Genomic DNA, 17,598 nt, shown 5'->3' with positions numbered 1-17,598 from the left:
AAATGGCGAAGAAAGTAGTGGCGATCATTAAACTGGCCCTGAACGCTGGAAAAGCCAACCCAGCACCGCCAGTTGGTCCCGCCTTGGGTCAACATGGTGTCAACATCATGATGTTTTGTAAAGAGTACAACGCCAAAACAGCAGACCAAGCTGGAATGGTGATACCTGTAGAAATTTCGGTTTTTGAAGACCGGAGTTTTACATTCGTACTCAAAACGCCACCCGCATCAGTACTGATTCGGAAGGCGGCGAAAGTTGAAAAAGGCTCAAATGAACCCAACAAAAAGAAAGTTGGGTCAATTACCAAAGCACAATTGCAAGAAATAGCCCAAACCAAACTCCCTGACCTCAATGCCAACGACATAGACGCGGCAATGAAGATTGTAGCAGGAACGGCTAAAAATATGGGTGTAACAGTTACGGATTAGTCATGAGTCATTGGTCATTAGTCATTGGTAAGTGACGAAGGACAAATGACAAAGGACAAATAACCAAAAATTATCGGGGGAGAGGCGAGGCTTCGGAATTACCCCAGGAGAAAAAAATGGCAAAAATATCACGTCGTTTGCAGGGTCTGCAAGCAAAAGTAGAAGATAAGGACTATCAACCCCTAGAGGCTTTAGCCCTTCTTAAAGACACAGCAACAGCTAAATTTACCGAAGCTGCGGAAGCGCATATCCGGTTGGGAATTGACCCCAAGTATACAGACCAACAGTTGCGGACAACGGTAGCACTGCCCAAAGGTACAGGACAAATCGTTCGGGTGGCGGTGATAGCCAGAGGCGAAAAGGTAAATGAAGCTAGCAGTGCTGGTGCTGATTTAGTTGGTTCAGAAGAACTGATTGACGAAATCCAGAAAGGTAGACTGGATTTTGACAAGCTGATTGCCACACCCGATGTGATGCCACAGGTGGCAAAGCTGGGTAAGTTGCTTGGACCGCGTGGTTTGATGCCATCGCCCAAGGGTGGAACTGTAACATTTGACTTAGCAAGTGCGATCGCAGAATTCAAAGCAGGTAAATTAGAATTCCGAGCTGACCGAACTGGTATTGTCCATGTTATGTTTGGTAAGACAACCTTCTCGCCTGAAGATTTGTTAGTTAACCTAAAGGCATTGCAGGAAACGATTGACCGCAATCGTCCTTCAGGAGCTAAAGGTCGTTATTGGCGCACATTTTATGTGTCAGCCACAATGGGACCATCAATTAAAATTGATGTCACCGCCCTACGAGATTTGAAACTGAGCGAAGCTAGTTAATTTTTAGTCATTAGTCCTTAGTCATTTGTCATTTGTAAAGGGCAAAGGACAAAGGACAAATGACAAATGACAAAATTAAATAAGCAAAGCCGGAGACAGCAGGTGCTAATAACTTAATATCCTGCCGAGGTTAAAACTCTAATTGTCAGAATTACCACCCACAAAGGTGTGATAACTATGGCGTCAAGAGTCTTACTACCAACCCCGGCTATATTAGCTGGGGTTTGTTGTTTGGGTTCAGGTTGAGAAAAAACACACAACTAGGGCACTTCCCCGATTGTTTTAAGGAGGTGAGATTGGAATGGGTAGAACACTAGAAAATAAACAAGAAATAGTAGCTGACCTCAAAGAAACTTTGAGTGAGTCAACTCTGGCACTGGTAATTGATTATCAGGGGCTAACAGTTTCAGAAATCACAGACTTACGGCGGCGGTTACGTCCCAGTGGCACTGTTTGTAAGGTGACAAAGAACACCTTAATGGGCATTGCTATCAAAGACGATGAAAAATGGCAGCCTTTGTCAGAATTGCTCAATGGTTCTTCCGCCTTTTTGCTGGTAAAAGATGATTTTTCATCGGCAATTAAGGCATACCAAGAATTCCAAAAAGTCACCAAGAAGACAGAACTTCGCGGTGGTGTACTGGAAGGTCGCCTACTCAAAGAACCTGATGTCAAGGTACTAGGAGACTTGCCATCTAAGGAACAACTCATCGCCCAAATTGCTGGGGCTATCAACGCTTTGGCTACCAAGATTGCTGTGGGTATCAACGAAGTTCCTGGTTCGCTGGCTCGTGCTTTGCAGGCTGTGGCCGACCAAGAGCAAAGTGGTGGTAGTACCGAAACTGCTGCTGTCCAAGATAGTAGCACTGAAACTGCTGCTGAATAGACTTTGTGGTTCATCAGTCAAAAGTCAAAAGTCTATAGTCAAAGACCAATGACCGATGACAAATAAATAATCAAAATTACAGGAGTTATATCAATGTCTGCTGCAACCGATCAAATTTTAGAACAACTAAAAGGTCTTTCTTTGCTGGAAGCTTCTGAGTTAGTCAAGCAAATTGAAGAAGCTTTTGGTGTAAGTGCTGCTGCACCTGTTGGTGTATCGTTCGCAGGCCCTGGTGCTGCTGCTGCTGCGGCTCCTGAAGCCGTAGAAGAGCAAACTGAGTTTGAAGTGGTTCTCGAATCAGTCCCAGCTGATAAGAAAATTGCCGTGTTGAAGATTGTCCGCGAATTGACCGGTTTGGGTCTGAAAGAAGCTAAAGACTTGGTGGAAGCTGCGCCCAAGGCAGTTAAAGAAGGTGTTGCTAAGGATGCTGCTGAAGATGCTAAGAAGCGCATCGAAGAAGCTGGTGGTAAGGTAACTATCAAGTAGTCACAATTCTATTACCACTTTTTTATTAAGGAGCCTAACTTAGGCTCCTTTTTTTCTAGAACCGCAAAGTTTTCTGTTGCATATAAAACAATACGGTTCAGTTAAGGCTAAAAGTCTGTTACCAAAGTCAATTTTTTAACGAACCGCCAAGGCGCAGAGTACGCAGAGAGAAGAAAGAGATGCTTAACTGAACTGTATTGGCATATAAAAATACTATTAAGTATTACAACGCTCATTTGTTGTAAAAAGAATAAGGGTTATATTAAGTTGGGTTGATTTGCTTTCTTACCCATTGACGAAATGCTTTAAGCGTTGGACTTCTACCTAAAGTTCGGCTCTGTTCGACAAACTGGGGAATTTCTTTAACAATGGGCAAGTTGGGAAAATTAGAACTAATTTCAGACTCAATGTATTTGCCATCCTGAAGAATATTAATTTGTAGCTTGCCATTTTCATATCGCCACAGTTCAGGAACTCCTAATGCTTCGTAGGCATCCAGTTGAGTTTTGGAAGTCACATCAACTTCAATTGCAAGGTCAGGTGGCGGGTCAACCCTCAAGTCTATTCGCTCTTTACCAATCATTTGAGCATGATTTTGAATGTAGAAAGAATCATCAGGCTCTACAACAAAAGCCATATCTTCACGTTTGAAAGTGGTTGAGCCAAATGTTTCACAGTCAATTTCTAACTCTTCCAACAGAATTTTCACCAAATCCCCAATGATAACTTTGGCTTTTTCATGCTTGGGTAATGGCATTCTCATCTCCAAAGTTCCCTGGCTGTAAGCCAATCGAGTGGCTCGATGGTCGCCAAGTTCTTCTAAAATTGCCTCAAATTCTTGCCAGCTAACATCGTGGAGTATTACTCTATGTCCCGGTGGAATACTTAATTGTCGTAATTGAAGTGTTACCATTATTTATCATTACCTGATTTATCTTGAAGAAAAGTTTTAATACAATCAACTAATTGTTGCTTCTCTTGATAAACAGAACTATAAACCTGAGTTAGAGGTATTATTTCATCTGAGTTTAATACAAAAATAACTCGATAAAGCCAGCCACTTTCTTCTCCTTCTATGCGTTCTAGTTTTACATCTTTAATCTCATTTAATGAATGCTGAATAACTTCCTTTCCTAATTTCCCGAACCATTGATATCGGTTTATCGTCATAGTATTAGTTTCTTTATCAAAGTTACAAATTGTAACTTTTCCCAATGCTATGATTAATAACGCTAATAACGCGAAGAATATTGTAATTTGAAAACCTGCGGAGACTCCATCACTGTCATCCTGTAAAACTGATAAAGTCTTTTCTGAAGGATTTTCTATAAAATATTTTATAGACTCAGCTATTGAGTACAATTTGTCAAGTTTATAGTTTTTTGTATAAGAGCTTAAATTTTTAAAAGGAATATTGCCTAAATCAGTAGATAGTAATAATTGATAAGTTTTAGTGATTTCTCGATGGCTATTTTCATTATCAATAGCTTCAATTTTAACTGAGTTAAGTTCCGAAAATACTTCTGTTCTCACTTGATTATCGAACAAGCCAATTTCCAGTAATTCGCATTGGAATGTATATTTTTCTTGATTGAAAAACGATGCGTTTTGGAATAAACGGCTACAGTGTAGTTTAGTAATGGGTGCAAGCATCAAAGTAGCTAATAAGAAAATTAATGTAATTCCAACCATAATTATCCCTATACTCTGCGATAACTTAGGTTGAATTTTAAATACTAATTTAGATGAAGTATGTTCTGAAAATATAATGGATTTTCGAATAATAAAATACAAAAAAAATCCACCAATTGCTAAAATAATAAAGATAAATAATTCATAGCCTAGTTCTTGATAAAAGTTGCTATTTTGCATGACTAAGGTTGCAAAAAAGGGGAATGTTCCCAAGTGGATGTAAGTTAAGCAAAAATTATTTAGCAAAACATTGACCTGATAAGAAAATTTTAGGGCTTTGAGGTTCCTGTTTCTGGCTGGATCATAATAGGCACTGCGCCTTTTTCAGAACCAATAATTACCAGCTTAGAATTATTAGATTGAGCTAGCTTTTCTGTGGCTTCAATCGCTCGTAATTGTAGTACTTGGTTACTAAGTCCATTTGAGAGAATTTTTTGGGAATCGGCTATACCTCGCGCTTCAATCAGCTTTCGTTCTGCCTCTTGACGCTCTTTCTCTAAAACAAATTTCATCTGCTGATTTTCTTGCTCTGTCTTGAGTTTGTTTTGAATTGCAGCTTGTAGAGTATCAGGCATTTTGATGTTTCTTAAAAGAGCTTCCTCAACGATGAAACCCAAAGCTGGTATCTCTTGGGTGAGTTGTTGGTCAATTTTTTGGGCGATTTCTTGGCGTTTGGTAGAGTAAATAGCATTGGCTGGGTAGTTTGCTGTGATGGCGCGGACAGTAGAGCGGAATCTGGAAATTACTAGTTGGGTTTCATCAGTTCCAATTGTTTTATATACTGTAGCTGCCTTTTGCGGATCGAGCTTGTACTGAAGACTGACATCAAGATTTAGGCTCAAACCTTCTTGGGATGTTGCATCTACATTTTCCTTTATATCCTTAAGGCGAGTAGAAAAATTCAGCACCTTGCTAAAGGGGTTAAGCAAGTGGACACCAGGATTAAGAGTAGTTTCAGAAACCTCACCAAAGAAATTGACGACACCGACATTACCAGGTGGGACAATCACCAAAAGTCTAGAAAAAGAATTTAGTACTGCAATGCTGCCAATCAATATCATAATTCCACGTATTGCTAAACGCGACCTTTCATCAGATATCTTGTTTGTATTGAGATAGATGAGAATTGCAATTAGGCTAGTTACAAGAGAGACTATAAAGCCCATGAGTTTTTTCTGTATAGTTAAGACGAATGTACTTAATCACATAATTCCCAAATGCTTTTATGAAACTAATACCATTTCACACAAGTTAAAGATTTACGAATCTTTTTACAGATTGAAAAAGATTCCCGACTTTTCTCAGAAGTCAGGAATCTTAGCTTTGGAGCGATGCCTAGATTGGGCAAAGCCTACGCTACTCTACAATTAATTCAAAATTGAAAATTATACCAATTCAATTAATGATTGCAACACATCCTTGGGTAAAGACGCGATGAATCGCGTCTCTACAAATGGTCTATTTGTCGCATTATTTTTTCAAATTGGTATTACTTGCCGTTGCCGTTACTACCATTGCCATTGCTGTGAATGACACGTTCGGCAAGCTTTTCTGGGACTTCCTGGAGATGGTCATATTCCCAGTGGAAGGAACCAACGCCCAAGGTGAGCGATCGCAACTCTACAATAAAATTTTGCATCTCTGCTTGTGGCAAGTATGCAGAGACGTTATCCCAGCCTTGCCAATCGTTTCTCCCCTCATAGCCTAAAATCTGCCCTCGTCTACCACTCAACAGTTGCAGCACTTTGGAGGTAAATTCGCTTGGTGTGGTAACATCTACCCGCAGAATTGGTTCTAACAAGGTAGGTTCTGCTTGGGGTATCCCCGTTTGCATTGCCAATCGGGCAGCTTGCTTAAAGGCTTGTTCGGAACTATCAACGTTGTGATAGGAACCATTAGTCAGAGTTACCGCTAAATCAACTATTGGGAAGCCCAAAGGCCCGTGTGTCAGAAATTCCCGCACGCCCATTTCTACGCCGGGAATATACTGTTTGGGAACCACGCCGCCGACAATGGTTTCATTAAAGTTAAAACCTGTACCGCGTGGTAAGGGCTTGATTTCGAGAAAAACATCACCAAACTGTCCGTGACCACCGCTTTGGTGTTTGTAGCGTCCATGAACTGAAGCCACTGTTTTGCGGATGGTTTCTTTGTAAGGCACTTGTGGTAAGTGGGTTGTCATTGGCAAATTATATTTGCGGCGCAGTCTGTCTAGGGCGACTTGTAAATGAATCTCGCCTTGACCCCAAAGAATAACTTCGTGGGTATCGCCGTGTTGTTCCCAAGCAAGTGAGCAGTCTTCTTCTAATAACTTGGTGATGGCACTGCTGAGTTTAACTTCATCGTTGCGCTTTTCTGGTGTAATGGCGAGAGCATACACTGGTTCCAACTCTACAGCTTTGGGTAATTTGATTGCCGACTGTTGTTCTATAGAGATTGTATCCCCTGTCTTGATTCCTTCTAAACGGCTCAATGCAACAATTTCACCAGCACTAACTTGGTTAACTGACTGCTGTTGTTGTCCCATGAGACGGTAAATTCCCCCAGTGCGAATGCCATTGAGGACGATGCCATCAGTTAATTTGCCACGCCAAACACGCACCAGAGAGAGTTTGCCACCTTGGGGAGTGTAGTAAGTTTTTAATACCTGCGCTAAAGCTGTATCACCTTTGATGTTTTTTAAACGACGTTCTGCTGTGGTTTCTGGTTCGGGGGCTTCTCGTAACAAGGCTTCTAATAGAGGTCTAACACCATAATCTTGTTCTGCCACACCAAAGAAAACGGGCACTACCAAATCTGCACCCAATTCCATTTTTAAATCTTTAAGGATTTCCTCTTGAGGTGGCTCAATGTCTTCTAAAAGTTCTTCAAGTAAATGGTCATCAAAATTTGCTAAAGCTTCGAGCATTTCTGCCCGTGCGATATGTTCTTCTTCTTTTAAACTTTCAGGAAAGGGGATGGGGTCAGCTGGTGCGCCTGGATGATATTTATATGCCTGTTCGCTCACCATATCAATAAAACCGGTGAGTTGTTCCCCATTCATGATGGGATATTGATGCGCTACCAGGGGACGGCTAGATACTGCTTTCAGGGCGTGCAACGTTTCTAGGACGTGAATATTTGCCCGATCCATTTTGTTGACGAAGACGAGGTGGGGAATTTCCCAATCGTCTAGGAATTTAAATAGTGGAGCGAGGGTGAGGACTCGTTCGCGGATGGGTTCGCAAACTACAATTGCTGCATCGACTCCAATTAAAGCATTGTAAGTTTCTTGGGCAAATTCTACGCTTCCCGGGCAGTCAATAAAGGTGAAGCGAATATCGTTATACTCAGTGCTAGCGGCGCTGACTTCTACACTCATGTGGCGATCGCGCGACTCGGCAGCACTATCTCCCACTGTATTGCTGTCCTTAACACTGCCTTTGCGGGAAATTGCCCCTGTGACAAATAACAAGCTTTCTAGTAAAGTGGTTTTTCCACTTAAATAAGGCCCGACAATTGCAACGTTCCGCGAACCCGATTTTACTTTTTCGTTCATAAAACCTCCCTTGCGGTAAGTCTTTTATAACCGCATGATTCTGTATATATTAAGGGATAAAAAAATGGTTCTCTGGAGTCAAAATTACCCCTTCTTTAATTCGTTATTATCCTCCCTTTAATCGAAAGTTAAAAAAATTGTAGCCTGTCGTAAGATTTAGCTTAAGAAAAGTTAAGTATCACAAATTTTTCTCCCAAATCAAAAACTTTTGTAAAAAACTTTTTATGAAGTAAATTTAACTGAAAGTGTCGCGAGTCAGAAAATCAATGAAATTATCATTCTTTAAATATCGCATAGCAGGGTTAGTAAGTTTGATGCTGATTATGAGTATTTCCTCTCCCTCTCTTGCTTTATCTCCTCCTGTCGCCTCAAAGTTGGCACAATCTAATCCTAAAACTGCCGTAGACTGGTTAAACCAAGGCTTACAAGCAATTCAGGCGGGAAAGGTACAAGATGCGATCGCAGCTTTTAAACAAGCAGCTAAATTAGATCCGGCATTGGCACCAGCGCACTATAATCTGGGGTTAGCATATCGACAAACGGGACAATTACAACCCTCTGCGGATGCATTTTATCGGGCGACGCAAGCCGATCCGAAATTTGCTCCAGCTTTTGCTAATTTAGGTGGAGCGTTGTTAGAAGGCAATAATTTAAAGTTAGCTAATGATTACTTGCAACGCGCCTTAGAACTCGATCCCAAACTCGGATTTGCCCACTATAACTTGGGGTTAGTACGAGAACAGCAACGAGATTGTAAGCAAGCGATCGCATCTTTTAAAAAAGCTGTAGAATATAGCAAAAATGCACCAGAGCCTCCTTACCATATAGGGATGTGTTATCTCCAACAAGGTAAACTCGACCCAGCCAGAAGTGCATTTTATCAGGCATTGAAGATTAATCCCAAGTATCCAGAAGCTTACTACAATCTCGGCTCAATTTTTTTTCAGCAAAGTAAATTACAAGAAGCATTAGAGGCGTTTAGAAAATCGGCTGAAGCTAACTCTAACTATCCCAATGCTTATTATGGTGCTGGGTTAGTTTTTATCCAGTTACAGCAATATGGCGATGCAGTACAAGTATTGCAATTTGCTAGAGATTTATACAATGCTCAAAAAAATCCCCAGTGGGCGAAAAATGCGGAGCAATTGTTACAACAAGCACAAAATTTAAAATGAATAGTAAATTGTCATTAGTCATTAGTCATTAGTTATTTGTCCTTTGTCTAAAACCAATGACCAATGACCAATGACTGATAAATTACCAACCTCGCTGAGGCACAAAAACTTAATATTGCATAACATAAAACTATTGGGTTGACTCGCTGGTGTTGTCTGAACTAGTCCCGATTGGAAAAATGTACATGCAAAAGCGCCAGAAAAGTCGATTTTTATTTAGCGATCGCTGGCTCGATCGGCAATCAATTGTTCGCAACATGGAAGCCTTTCAAGACTTAATTGTGATTGTTTTGTGTTTGGGTTTGTTCGCCGTCATGCTAATCCAATTGTGGGGGATAGCTATCGCCCTCATGCAGCCACTAGACTATAAACATGTGACTGCAAAAATACTATTTGTGTTGATTTTAGTCGAGTTATTTCGACTATTAATGGTCTATTTGCAAGAACATAGTATCTCTGTAGGAGTGGCAGTTGAGGTAACAATTGTATCTCTACTGCGAGAGGTAGTAGTTCACGGAGCGCTGGAAATTTCTTGGGTTAATACGCTTGCAATTTGTGGTTTGTTATTTGTTTTGGGTGGACTACTCGTGGTATGCGCTAAAACACCACACATGGATTGTATGAGTGCTAATACTAAGTTTTGTCCGGTTGTGTATAGGGGAGGTAGAGAACGCCAAAACGAATTGGAATTACAGTATTCACGTCAATGTGATGAGAATCAACCCCTTGGATAAATTGTTATGAAAATGGGGAGTGGGAGAGACGCGATTCATCGTGTCTCTAGTAGTCTGTCAACCCAAAAATGCTAAGTGAGGACTGGGGAAAGGAGAAAGGGTACTGGGTTTGGGATTTAAACCCTTTACCCCTTCCCCCTTCTCCTTTATCCCGCCAAGTTCACTTGGTGGATTACTAGTGGAGAGTGGTGAAAAAGTATTTTCCTACTCTCCACTCTTTTGTTTGAGACTATATCAGGAACTTGGATGGCTCTGAAATCTAAAAGGGTATAACCTACTTTTGCAAGGTACTTCCGACGTATTGAAATATACTCTTTTTGGAAGATGAATCGCTCTTTAAGGGTGAATATAACGTTAATTAGAAATTCTAAAAGAGGTTCAAGCAATGGCTACAAATACAGGTAACGGACAATCTCAAACAGCGATTAGCGACTTGGAGTATGATTTTATCACCGTTTTGCACAACAAGGCTGAAGCTGTTAAAGCTTACGATACATACATCAAAGATGCAGAACAAGTAGGTTCTCAACCTTGTGTAGAGTTGTTCCAAAAATTGCGGCAATCTGATATTGAACACGCACAAGAGATTCGCCAACATCTACAACAAGTGCTGCAACACGGTAAGATGTAACCCAGGTTTTGAGTTCGTAGGCGTAAGCCCGTCGTAGACATCGCTTCTAGTTTAGTTTAGCTAAAACCAAAAGAGGCGATGTTTAAAACAGGCTATGACGCTCTCTACGAGACACTAAAAGCGTAGCTTGCTTCTTTGTTCGCGTAGCGTTCCGCAGGAAAGGAGTACGCTATCGGCGTCGCACTTGCTGATTAAATTAGACGCAAGCACCGCCCACTATTCGATAGACTAATCCTGGGCTGCTTGCTCTACTTGCGCCACCGTTAAATCGAGAGCCACCGCCACTTGCTCTACACTCAATCCCAATGCCAGCAATCGGGGAATAGCTTCTAACTTAGCTTCCTGGCGACCTTCCTGGCGACCTTCCTGGCGACCTTCCTGGCGACCTTCCTGGCGACCTTCTTGGCGACCTTCTTGGCGACCTTCTTCTAAGCCATCTGCCTTGATTGATTGATACATCCGCGTTTTTTTGAATTCGTCGTCTATACCCAACATTTCTGCTAACTCCTCTCGGCTTAACCGGGTAAATTTGTACAACAGAATAGTCTCTATCAATTCTACAATTTGCTTGCTGGTAGATTCATCTGCCAGTTGTTGCCTCGCTTGTAAGATCAATTCTCTACCTTTGTCAACAGCTGTCTCTTCTCTTTCGATAATTAATTTAACGATCGCAACTTGAAGTGAGTTATCTGTCGAATTTAATTCATCTAGATAAATGCGTTGTACTTGTGAACTGTCTAGCAGCAGCTGATATGGTAGCCGATCGTTTGGATCTAAATTTCGTTGCGGATAGATAACAACTGCACGCCAAAAATTGACTGATTCGTTTTGACGCAAGTAAAGAAAGATTTCGGCAAAGAAGCGTCTATAAAAATTTGCGTCTAATTGAAACTGAACTTCAACAAAGTAAAGTGGTTGGTTCGTAGTTTCACTTGTGGGGATGAATACCCCATCAATCCTAAAAGCAGTTTCTTTTAGCTCGACTGAAACAAATTGATATGCGTTGATATTGGCAGTCGTGTCGCCAATTATGGCAAAAAATATGCTAGGAAAAGCTTGAAATAAGCTATAAAATATTTTGTCAGTTTGCACCTAGATTTAGTCAAGGGAACATAGGATATTGAAAGTCTATCAAAAATAGTGTAAATGCGTCTGTTTCAACACAAAAAAAGCAGATAGGAATAACCATCTGCTTTCATAAAAGATTCATTCTCTAATTTACATAGATACCAATTGATTCACTGGAGCAATCCCAGCCAAATCTAAAATTGGCGCGATCGCATCTTCACGCTTCACCGCCATCATGTGTACACCCTGACATAATTGCCGCGCTATCTGCACTTGTTCGGCAGCAATTTTCATCCCTTCCTCAAAAGGGTCTTTGGCTTTTGCCAATCTATCAATAATATGTTGGGGAATATTTACACCCGGAACACATCTATTAATAAACTGAGCATTTTTGGCTGATTTCAACAGAAATATTCCTGCCAAAATTGGTTTTTTATAACCAGCAGCAATGGTATCCATAAACTTTTCTAGCAGATCAAAATCAGTAATCAACTGACTTTGAAAAAACTGCGCTCCAGCTTCGATTTTACGTTCAAATCGACTTTGTAAACCCGACCAACTTTTACATTGCGGATCTACTGCTGCACCAACAAATAAATCTAAGGCTCCATCAGTCAAGGGTTTTTCATTGCAATCAACGCCTTGATTCATCTTCCGAATCAGTTGCAGCAATCGCACAGCTTCCAAGTCAAACACTGCTTTGGCATCTGCATGATCGCCTGCTTTTACAGGGTCGCCAGTCAAAGCTAAAATGTTATTTATGCCTAAAGCATGAGCGCCCATCAAATCAGCTTGTAAACCGATGCGATTGCGATCGCGGCAAGCAATTTGACAAATCGGCTCTATGCCATTCTGTGATAAAATCACCGACGCCATTAACGAAGACATCCTTAACACGGCGCGGCTACCATCAGTAACATTGACGGCATGAACTCTCCCCTTAAGAGTCGCCGCCATTTGAATCATGTGCGTTGGATCTCCCCCCTTCGGCGGTGCTACCTCGGCGGTAACTAGAAATTCACCTGCTTGTACAGCTCTGCGAAAGTCATTTAAACCTGTGGGGCTGTGGGTGTGATGCATAACATTAAGACTTTCAATTTCTTAAATGGTATAGCCAATCACACCGAAAAGCGAAAACTTATAGAGGAAGAGAGTAGCCTAAAGCAGCTTTTACCTGTGATAAAGTTTGATTTGCGATCGCTCTAGCTTTTTCCCCTCCATCCCGCAACACAGACTCCAAATAGCTTTTATCCGCCGTTATCGAGTGATATTTTTCTTGGATTGGTTTGAGAGACTCAATAATTGTATCTGTCAACAATGGCTTGAACTGTCCCCAGCCCATATCCTGACACTCAACTGCCACATCTTCCTTTTTCTTCCCTGACAGCAATGTATAGAGCGTTAACAAATTATTACACTCTGGACGCGCTGGATCGTCAAAAGTCAGCCCCCGAATCGGATCGGTTTTACAACGCTTAATTTTGTATTGAATCTGCTCTGGTGAATCTAGCAAACTGATTCGGCTTAACTCTGAAGGATCGGACTTCGACATTTTGCGCGTACCGTCCGCTAAACTCATCACCCTTGCCCCTTCTTTGCGAATCAAAGGGTCTGGTAACTTCAAAACTGGTTGTTCTGGTTTACCAAATTGGTGATTTAAGCGAGCTGCAATATCCCGTGTCAATTCCAAATGTTGCTTTTGGTCTTCACCCACTGGCACTTTATCGGCTTGGTAAAGCAAAATATCAGCTGACATCAGCACAGGGTAATCCAGTAAGCCTGCACTCACATTTTCTCCTTGTTTAACAGCCTTTTCTTTGAACTGGATCATATCTTGCAGCCAGTTCAGAGGCGTAATGCAGTTGAGCAACCAAGTGAGTTCACTGTGGGCCGAAACGTGGGATTGTACAAAGATAGTGGAGTGATTTAAATCAAGACCACAAGCTAGATAAAGAGCAGCAAGAGTGTAGGTATCAGCTGCCAACTGTTTTGGGTCGTGTGGCACTGTAATCGCGTGTAAATCAGCCACAAAAAGGTAATTTTCGTATTCGCTCTGACCTTCTACCCAGTTGCGAATGGCTCCCAAATAGTTACCTAGATGGTAATTGCCGGTTGGTTGAACTCCAGAAAGAACACGTTGCTTGCCCATAAATTTCAACTTAGTTATCTCAAATCCGCGCTATGTCAAGTGGCGATGTCTGGCGACAAGTTGCTTGCGCCTACGCAAAACTGATTTAATTTTGACATTTTCCAGGTCAACTCGCCGTTGTGGAATAAGAGATTTTAACTCAACTCCGATTGTTATAGAAACTCTTCACAAAGAAGAACGACAACTTAGGGACTTGCAAAAAATAAATTATCCCAAATTATTTCTAGATTTGTGGGGCGCAAGACCTTGCGCCCCTACGTACCCTGCGGGACGCTTATGCAAACGCAAAGCGTCCCGCAGGGTACGTATATTTTTTAACTGTTAGTCCACTAGTGTACTTTTGACAGCTTATAGAGTATGTATTTTGACATACTCCCCCCTTTAGAAAACCTACCGTGTATACACAACTCCTAAAAACCTAGCTTGATAAGATTTTCCTCGTTCCCAGTCTTCGACTGGGAATGCATTCATTGAGTCTCTGACTCAATGCTAAATTGGAGGCAGAGCCTCAACGAGGAGCATTCCCATGCAGAGCATGAGAACGAGACAAACTGTTAGTCCATTAGTGTACTTTTGACAGCTTATAGAGTAGGTATTGTAAAGCTTGACTGTAGTCTGTTGTAAATAAAAAGCCGATGCAATCGCATTGTTGGTCAATGCAATCGCATTGTTAGTTCATACAATGGCATTGTCAGTCAATGCAATCACATTGTTAGTTCATACAATGGCATTGTTAGTCGATGCAATCGCATTGTTAGTTCATACAATGGCATTGTTAGTCGATGCAATCGCATTGCAAAAGGTTGCGTTTACATAACACGGCAATAGAAATACTAAACTGCAAAACGCCGTAATAAAAACTTTTTCTCCTCATCAAAGCAGTTTATGTACTTTTGATTTACAAAAATAGACAAAATTTAAATTCTTTTTAGAGAAAGTAGCAGTAATCTCAACATTATGAGTTAATTTTTTCACTCAGGAGAGTCTACTGATGAAAGCTTTACTACTCTGACATATAAAAATGCTCAATTATTTCTGGATTTACTAGCAGACGATTGGTCTGGCAGTTTTTCGTTGCACAAATCCGCCATTATATTTTATGACAACGGCGGTCATCCTGCTAACTGACTAAAAAATTATCTTTGCTGATGCAAATGTCTATCTAAAAACAGATAGAGCAAGAATAAAGGTAGTGGGATCGTAGCATCATCTCTGCAATGACCATCCAAAACTCGGATTTGTCAAAAGAAAAAATTTTTCAACCAAAATTTAATTAGAGGACTACAGCAATGAAAGTACTCTTACTTTACCCCCGCTTTCCGAAAACGTTTTGGTCTTACGACGAATTTATGAAAATAGCGGGACTTAAAGCATTTATTCCACCGCTAGGGATTCTGACTGTTGCTGCTATGCTACCAACAGACTGGGAAGTTCGGTTTTACGATCGCAATGTTAACCAAGAAACAGATGCTGATTGGCAATGGTGCGACATCGTGATTCTTTCTGCCATGCTTGCACAGAAAGAAGATTTTCTCGTGCAAATTCACAAAGCAGCACAGCTGGGGAAAAAAGTTGCTGTAGGTGGGCCTTATCCGACTTCAGTGCCAGAACCTGCCCAAAAAGCAGGAGCTAACTATTTGATTTTAGATGAAGGAGAGATTACAGTTCCACAGTTTTTAGATGCGATCGCTAAAGGTGAAGAACAAGGAACCTTTCGCGCTCTTGAAAAACCAGATGTAACCCAAAGCCCTATCCCTCGCTTTGATTTACTCAAACGAGATGATTACTTAATGATGGCAATCCAGTTTTCTCGCGGTTGTCCTTTTGAATGCGAATTCTGTGACATCATCAATCTATACGGTCGCAAACCACGCACTAAAGAACCCAGTCAAACTTTAGCAGAACTCCAAACCCTTTATGACTTAGGCTGGCGCGGATCTCTGTTCGTTGTGGATGATAATTTCATCGGCAATAAACGCAATGTAAAACGTCTTTTACAAGAGTTAATTCCGTGGATGCAGGAACGTAATTATCCCTTCACCTTCCTGACTGAAGCTTCCGTCAACCTAGCAGAAGATTCTGAGCTATTAGAATTAATGGCTAAAGCTGGTTTCTACTCAGTCTTTTTGGGTATTGAAACACCAGACCAAGACAGCTTGCAAGTCACTCGCAAGTTTCAAAATACCCGCAATCCCCTGTTAGAAGCCTGTCGTACCATCAATGAAGCCGGATTGTTAATCTATGCAGGATTTATCATTGGTTTTGATGGAGAAAAGGCTGGCGCTGGGGAGCGAATTCAAGCTTTTATTGAAGAAACCAGCATTCCTCAACCGATGCTCGGTATACTGCAAGCTATTCCCAATACTGCCCTCTGGGAAAGACTAAAACGAGAAGAGCGATTATTAGAAGGATTTGGAGGTACGGAGGTGGGGGATCAGAATTCCTTAATGAATTTTGTTCCTACCCGGCCAATGGCTGAAGTTGCTAAAGAATATTTAGAGGCAATTTGGAGAATGTACGAACCCAAAAACTATCTCCGACGTTGTTTTGAACAATGCCTGAAGATTACACCTAATCCCCAACTACAGCAGACAATGTATTTTCCCCCTGGCAAAGGACTGCGACTACTTGCAAACTTACTTTGGCGACAAGGTTGGCAACGGCAAGAAATTCGCGGTCAATTTTGGCAACAACTTTGGGCTATTCTCCGTACCAAGCCGCAATTTGTGAATATGTATTTGGGTTTATGTGCTGCTGGCGAGCATTTTTGGGAATACCGCCTTTTAGCCAGAGAGCGCATTACTGAGCAATTAGGATTCGATCCCCTGACTACGCCTACACCTGCAATACGGTTCGGATAAGCATTTTGAACTCAAAATAGGGTTTGGGGAAAAGGGAAAAGGTTAAGGGTTAAAGGTTTTTTATTCACCTTTCCCCTTTACCCTTTCCCCTTTAACCGAACCGTATTGCCTACACCTGTTGAAAAACCATTAGTCACAATTTAAGATTAGTTGATTGTTAAGCGATCGCTAATGTGTTTTTATGATGTTTTATCAATAGCGATCGCATTAATTTTGCTCGCAAAAACCAAACTCTTAAATTCGATTTACCTCTGTGCTAAACTCACCTGTCCGCCAATTAACCCTAGAAATCCAGTTCCAAAGTGCTGAATATCCAAAAAACTTGCTTGCTCCGGTGAGGTTTTATAAATCCGAAATGTCTTCATAATTCCCAAGGTGGCAGCACTTTCTAAAGGCCCGACAAAACTAATATCTCGGTCGAGAAAATAGGTTTGATTAGCCCAGTAAGCCATTTGATTTGCATTTAAAAAGTAGCAGCCTGCGTGAGGATTAAGGGCACGGCGAAAGGTAATTGGTGCATTCATAATTGTCCCCTTAAGTTCTGGTTGCTCCTGCACATTTTGAAAAGGAGCAGTTACCCGCAAAGCCAAATCCCCATCTATGTAAGCTTTGTGAACCAAACCGTAAGGAGAGATTTCATAACGATTTGGCTGGAGCAAATTTAAATTACCTGCTTGTTGAGTAAACCAATTTAATTTTATAAAAAACCAAGGATCGTGGATAATTAAGTCATCTTCCAAGAAGCAGTAATAATCATACTGATTGAGACAACTTTGCAGAACAGCTTGGCACTCAAAACCCAAAAGCATAGGTTCTACATTAGTAGAATGATGCTTATATAAATGAGATGGTAAGGGAAGCTGGTTTAAAAGATGATTATCTTGGGTTGTACAAATAACAATATCTAGTTCGTGAGATTGCGGCTGGTTCGCAGGAAAAGCTATTCGTTGAGCAATGTTAATAATACTTTGAGATTTACCAAATAATTGGTGTAAAGCCGTAAGGCTATTAGTTAACGCCCGCAAGCGAGGTTGCGGGTCTTTGCCTTGGGAAGCATGAAGACCCTCACCGCTAGGTTTGAAAAAATGGGCAATGGTAAAAATAATTCGCATTGTACATA

Annotated in this window: 17 protein-coding genes and 1 other annotated feature; of the genes, 9 read left to right on the top strand and 8 right to left on the bottom strand. The window is 41.2% G+C overall.

Annotated features, from left to right (window positions below; genetic code table 11):
• Positions 1–2 precede the first annotated feature (2 nt).
• The 4 genes from rplK (at position 3) to rplL (ending at position 2,630) form a co-directional block, all read left to right on the top strand.
• On the top strand, positions 3–428 hold the full coding sequence (rplK, locus tag ACR5KR_RS31335; protein ID WP_448269224.1) for a 50S ribosomal protein L11: 426 nt from the start codon (positions 3–5) through the stop codon (positions 426–428).
• Positions 429–544: 116 nt separating this feature from the next.
• Entirely contained in the window at positions 545–1,258 is a 714-nt protein-coding gene (gene rplA, locus ACR5KR_RS31330; protein ID WP_448269223.1) for a 50S ribosomal protein L1, read from the top strand.
• A gap of 71 nt (positions 1,259–1,329) precedes the next feature.
• Positions 1,330–1,496 (top strand) — a sequence feature (ribosomal protein L10 leader region).
• Positions 1,497–1,559: 63 nt separating this feature from the next.
• A complete protein-coding gene (rplJ, locus tag ACR5KR_RS31325) occupies positions 1,560–2,144 on the top strand; it encodes a 50S ribosomal protein L10 (protein ID WP_448269222.1) in 585 nt (194 codons plus the stop codon).
• A gap of 93 nt (positions 2,145–2,237) precedes the next feature.
• Positions 2,238–2,630, top strand: coding sequence for a 50S ribosomal protein L7/L12 (gene rplL, locus ACR5KR_RS31320; RefSeq protein ID WP_445629080.1), 393 nt, complete (start codon positions 2,238–2,240; stop codon positions 2,628–2,630).
• A gap of 262 nt (positions 2,631–2,892) precedes the next feature.
• Here rplL and ACR5KR_RS31315 read toward each other — a convergent pair whose 3' ends face one another.
• The 4 genes from ACR5KR_RS31315 to ACR5KR_RS31300 all read right to left on the bottom strand — a co-directional run bounded on the left by ACR5KR_RS31315 (position 2,893) and on the right by ACR5KR_RS31300 (position 7,860).
• Positions 2,893–3,543, bottom strand: coding sequence for a Uma2 family endonuclease (locus ACR5KR_RS31315; RefSeq protein WP_448269221.1), 651 nt, complete (start codon positions 3,541–3,543; stop codon positions 2,893–2,895).
• A complete protein-coding gene (locus ACR5KR_RS31310) occupies positions 3,543–4,502 on the bottom strand; it encodes a hypothetical protein (protein ID WP_448269220.1) in 960 nt (319 codons plus the stop codon). Before ACR5KR_RS31310 ends, ACR5KR_RS31315 begins: the two co-directional genes overlap by 1 nt.
• A gap of 89 nt (positions 4,503–4,591) precedes the next feature.
• The gene (locus ACR5KR_RS31305; RefSeq protein ID WP_448269219.1) at positions 4,592–5,488 is read right to left on the bottom strand and encodes an SPFH domain-containing protein; all 897 of its coding nucleotides are present in this window, start codon (positions 5,486–5,488) and stop codon (positions 4,592–4,594) included.
• Positions 5,489–5,811: 323 nt separating this feature from the next.
• A complete protein-coding gene (locus ACR5KR_RS31300; RefSeq protein ID WP_448269218.1) occupies positions 5,812–7,860 on the bottom strand; it encodes an elongation factor G in 2,049 nt (682 codons plus the stop codon).
• Positions 7,861–8,126: 266 nt separating this feature from the next.
• Between ACR5KR_RS31300 and ACR5KR_RS31295 the strand changes: the two genes are divergently transcribed.
• The 3 genes from ACR5KR_RS31295 to ACR5KR_RS31285 all read left to right on the top strand — a co-directional run bounded on the left by ACR5KR_RS31295 (position 8,127) and on the right by ACR5KR_RS31285 (position 10,400).
• A complete protein-coding gene (locus ACR5KR_RS31295; RefSeq protein ID WP_448269217.1) occupies positions 8,127–9,035 on the top strand; it encodes a tetratricopeptide repeat protein in 909 nt (302 codons plus the stop codon).
• A 179-nt stretch (positions 9,036–9,214) separates the two neighbouring features.
• Complete coding sequence (locus ACR5KR_RS31290) at positions 9,215–9,769, top strand: phosphate-starvation-inducible PsiE family protein (protein WP_322686257.1); 555 nt, start codon at positions 9,215–9,217, stop codon at positions 9,767–9,769.
• A gap of 385 nt (positions 9,770–10,154) precedes the next feature.
• Positions 10,155–10,400 carry a hypothetical protein gene (locus ACR5KR_RS31285; protein WP_322686256.1) on the top strand — a complete coding sequence of 82 codons (246 nt, stop codon included), beginning with the start codon at positions 10,155–10,157 and terminating at the stop codon, positions 10,398–10,400.
• A 228-nt stretch (positions 10,401–10,628) separates the two neighbouring features.
• Here the strand turns inward: ACR5KR_RS31285 and ACR5KR_RS31280 are convergent, their stop codons facing one another.
• The 3 genes from ACR5KR_RS31280 to trpS form a co-directional block, all read right to left on the bottom strand.
• Positions 10,629–11,492: an Rpn family recombination-promoting nuclease/putative transposase gene (locus ACR5KR_RS31280; protein WP_448269216.1), complete on the bottom strand. Its 864-nt coding sequence runs from the start codon at positions 11,490–11,492 to the stop codon at positions 10,629–10,631.
• A gap of 126 nt (positions 11,493–11,618) precedes the next feature.
• Positions 11,619–12,548, bottom strand: coding sequence for a methylenetetrahydrofolate reductase (locus ACR5KR_RS31275; RefSeq protein ID WP_448269215.1), 930 nt, complete (start codon positions 12,546–12,548; stop codon positions 11,619–11,621).
• A 58-nt stretch (positions 12,549–12,606) separates the two neighbouring features.
• Positions 12,607–13,617: a tryptophan--tRNA ligase gene (trpS, locus tag ACR5KR_RS31270; protein ID WP_322695404.1), complete on the bottom strand. Its 1,011-nt coding sequence runs from the start codon at positions 13,615–13,617 to the stop codon at positions 12,607–12,609.
• Between the two features lie 649 nt (positions 13,618–14,266).
• Between trpS and ACR5KR_RS31265 the strand changes: the two genes are divergently transcribed.
• Both ACR5KR_RS31265 and ACR5KR_RS31260 read left to right on the top strand, forming a co-directional pair.
• Positions 14,267–14,434: a hypothetical protein gene (locus tag ACR5KR_RS31265; protein WP_448269214.1), complete on the top strand. Its 168-nt coding sequence runs from the start codon at positions 14,267–14,269 to the stop codon at positions 14,432–14,434.
• A gap of 472 nt (positions 14,435–14,906) precedes the next feature.
• Entirely contained in the window at positions 14,907–16,478 is a 1,572-nt protein-coding gene (locus tag ACR5KR_RS31260; protein WP_448269213.1) for a B12-binding domain-containing radical SAM protein, read from the top strand.
• 245 nt (positions 16,479–16,723) lie between these two features.
• Here the strand turns inward: ACR5KR_RS31260 and ACR5KR_RS31255 are convergent, their stop codons facing one another.
• Positions 16,724–17,590, bottom strand: coding sequence for a calcium-binding protein (locus tag ACR5KR_RS31255; RefSeq protein ID WP_448269212.1), 867 nt, complete (start codon positions 17,588–17,590; stop codon positions 16,724–16,726).
• Positions 17,591–17,598 lie beyond the last annotated feature (8 nt).

It is taken from the genome of Nostoc sp. DSM 114159 (assembly GCF_053470285.1).
Note: the sequence above shows the minus strand (reverse complement) of the source record. Positions and strands in the feature narration are given on the sequence as shown.

Excerpts from the sequence above, each read along its gene's own strand:
- rplK (WP_448269224.1), top strand. The coding sequence starts at position 3 with ATGGCGAAGAAAGTAGTGGCGATCATTAAACTGGCCCTGAACGCTGGA.
- rplA (WP_448269223.1), top strand. The coding sequence starts at position 545 with ATGGCAAAAATATCACGTCGTTTGCAGGGTCTGCAAGCAAAAGTAGAA.
- rplJ (WP_448269222.1), top strand. The coding sequence starts at position 1,560 with ATGGGTAGAACACTAGAAAATAAACAAGAAATAGTAGCTGACCTCAAA.
- rplL (WP_445629080.1), top strand. The coding sequence starts at position 2,238 with ATGTCTGCTGCAACCGATCAAATTTTAGAACAACTAAAAGGTCTTTCT.
- ACR5KR_RS31315 (WP_448269221.1), bottom strand. The coding sequence starts at position 3,543 with ATGGTAACACTTCAATTACGACAATTAAGTATTCCACCGGGACATAGA.
- ACR5KR_RS31310 (WP_448269220.1), bottom strand. The coding sequence starts at position 4,502 with ATGCAAAATAGCAACTTTTATCAAGAACTAGGCTATGAATTATTTATC.
- ACR5KR_RS31305 (WP_448269219.1), bottom strand. The coding sequence starts at position 5,488 with ATGGGCTTTATAGTCTCTCTTGTAACTAGCCTAATTGCAATTCTCATC.
- ACR5KR_RS31300 (WP_448269218.1), bottom strand. The coding sequence starts at position 7,860 with ATGAACGAAAAAGTAAAATCGGGTTCGCGGAACGTTGCAATTGTCGGG.
- ACR5KR_RS31295 (WP_448269217.1), top strand. The coding sequence starts at position 8,127 with ATGAAATTATCATTCTTTAAATATCGCATAGCAGGGTTAGTAAGTTTG.
- ACR5KR_RS31290 (WP_322686257.1), top strand. The coding sequence starts at position 9,215 with ATGTACATGCAAAAGCGCCAGAAAAGTCGATTTTTATTTAGCGATCGC.
- ACR5KR_RS31285 (WP_322686256.1), top strand. The coding sequence starts at position 10,155 with ATGGCTACAAATACAGGTAACGGACAATCTCAAACAGCGATTAGCGAC.
- ACR5KR_RS31275 (WP_448269215.1), bottom strand. The coding sequence starts at position 12,548 with ATGCATCACACCCACAGCCCCACAGGTTTAAATGACTTTCGCAGAGCT.
- trpS (WP_322695404.1), bottom strand. The coding sequence starts at position 13,617 with ATGGGCAAGCAACGTGTTCTTTCTGGAGTTCAACCAACCGGCAATTAC.
- ACR5KR_RS31260 (WP_448269213.1), top strand. The coding sequence starts at position 14,907 with ATGAAAGTACTCTTACTTTACCCCCGCTTTCCGAAAACGTTTTGGTCT.
- ACR5KR_RS31255 (WP_448269212.1), bottom strand. The coding sequence starts at position 17,590 with ATGCGAATTATTTTTACCATTGCCCATTTTTTCAAACCTAGCGGTGAG.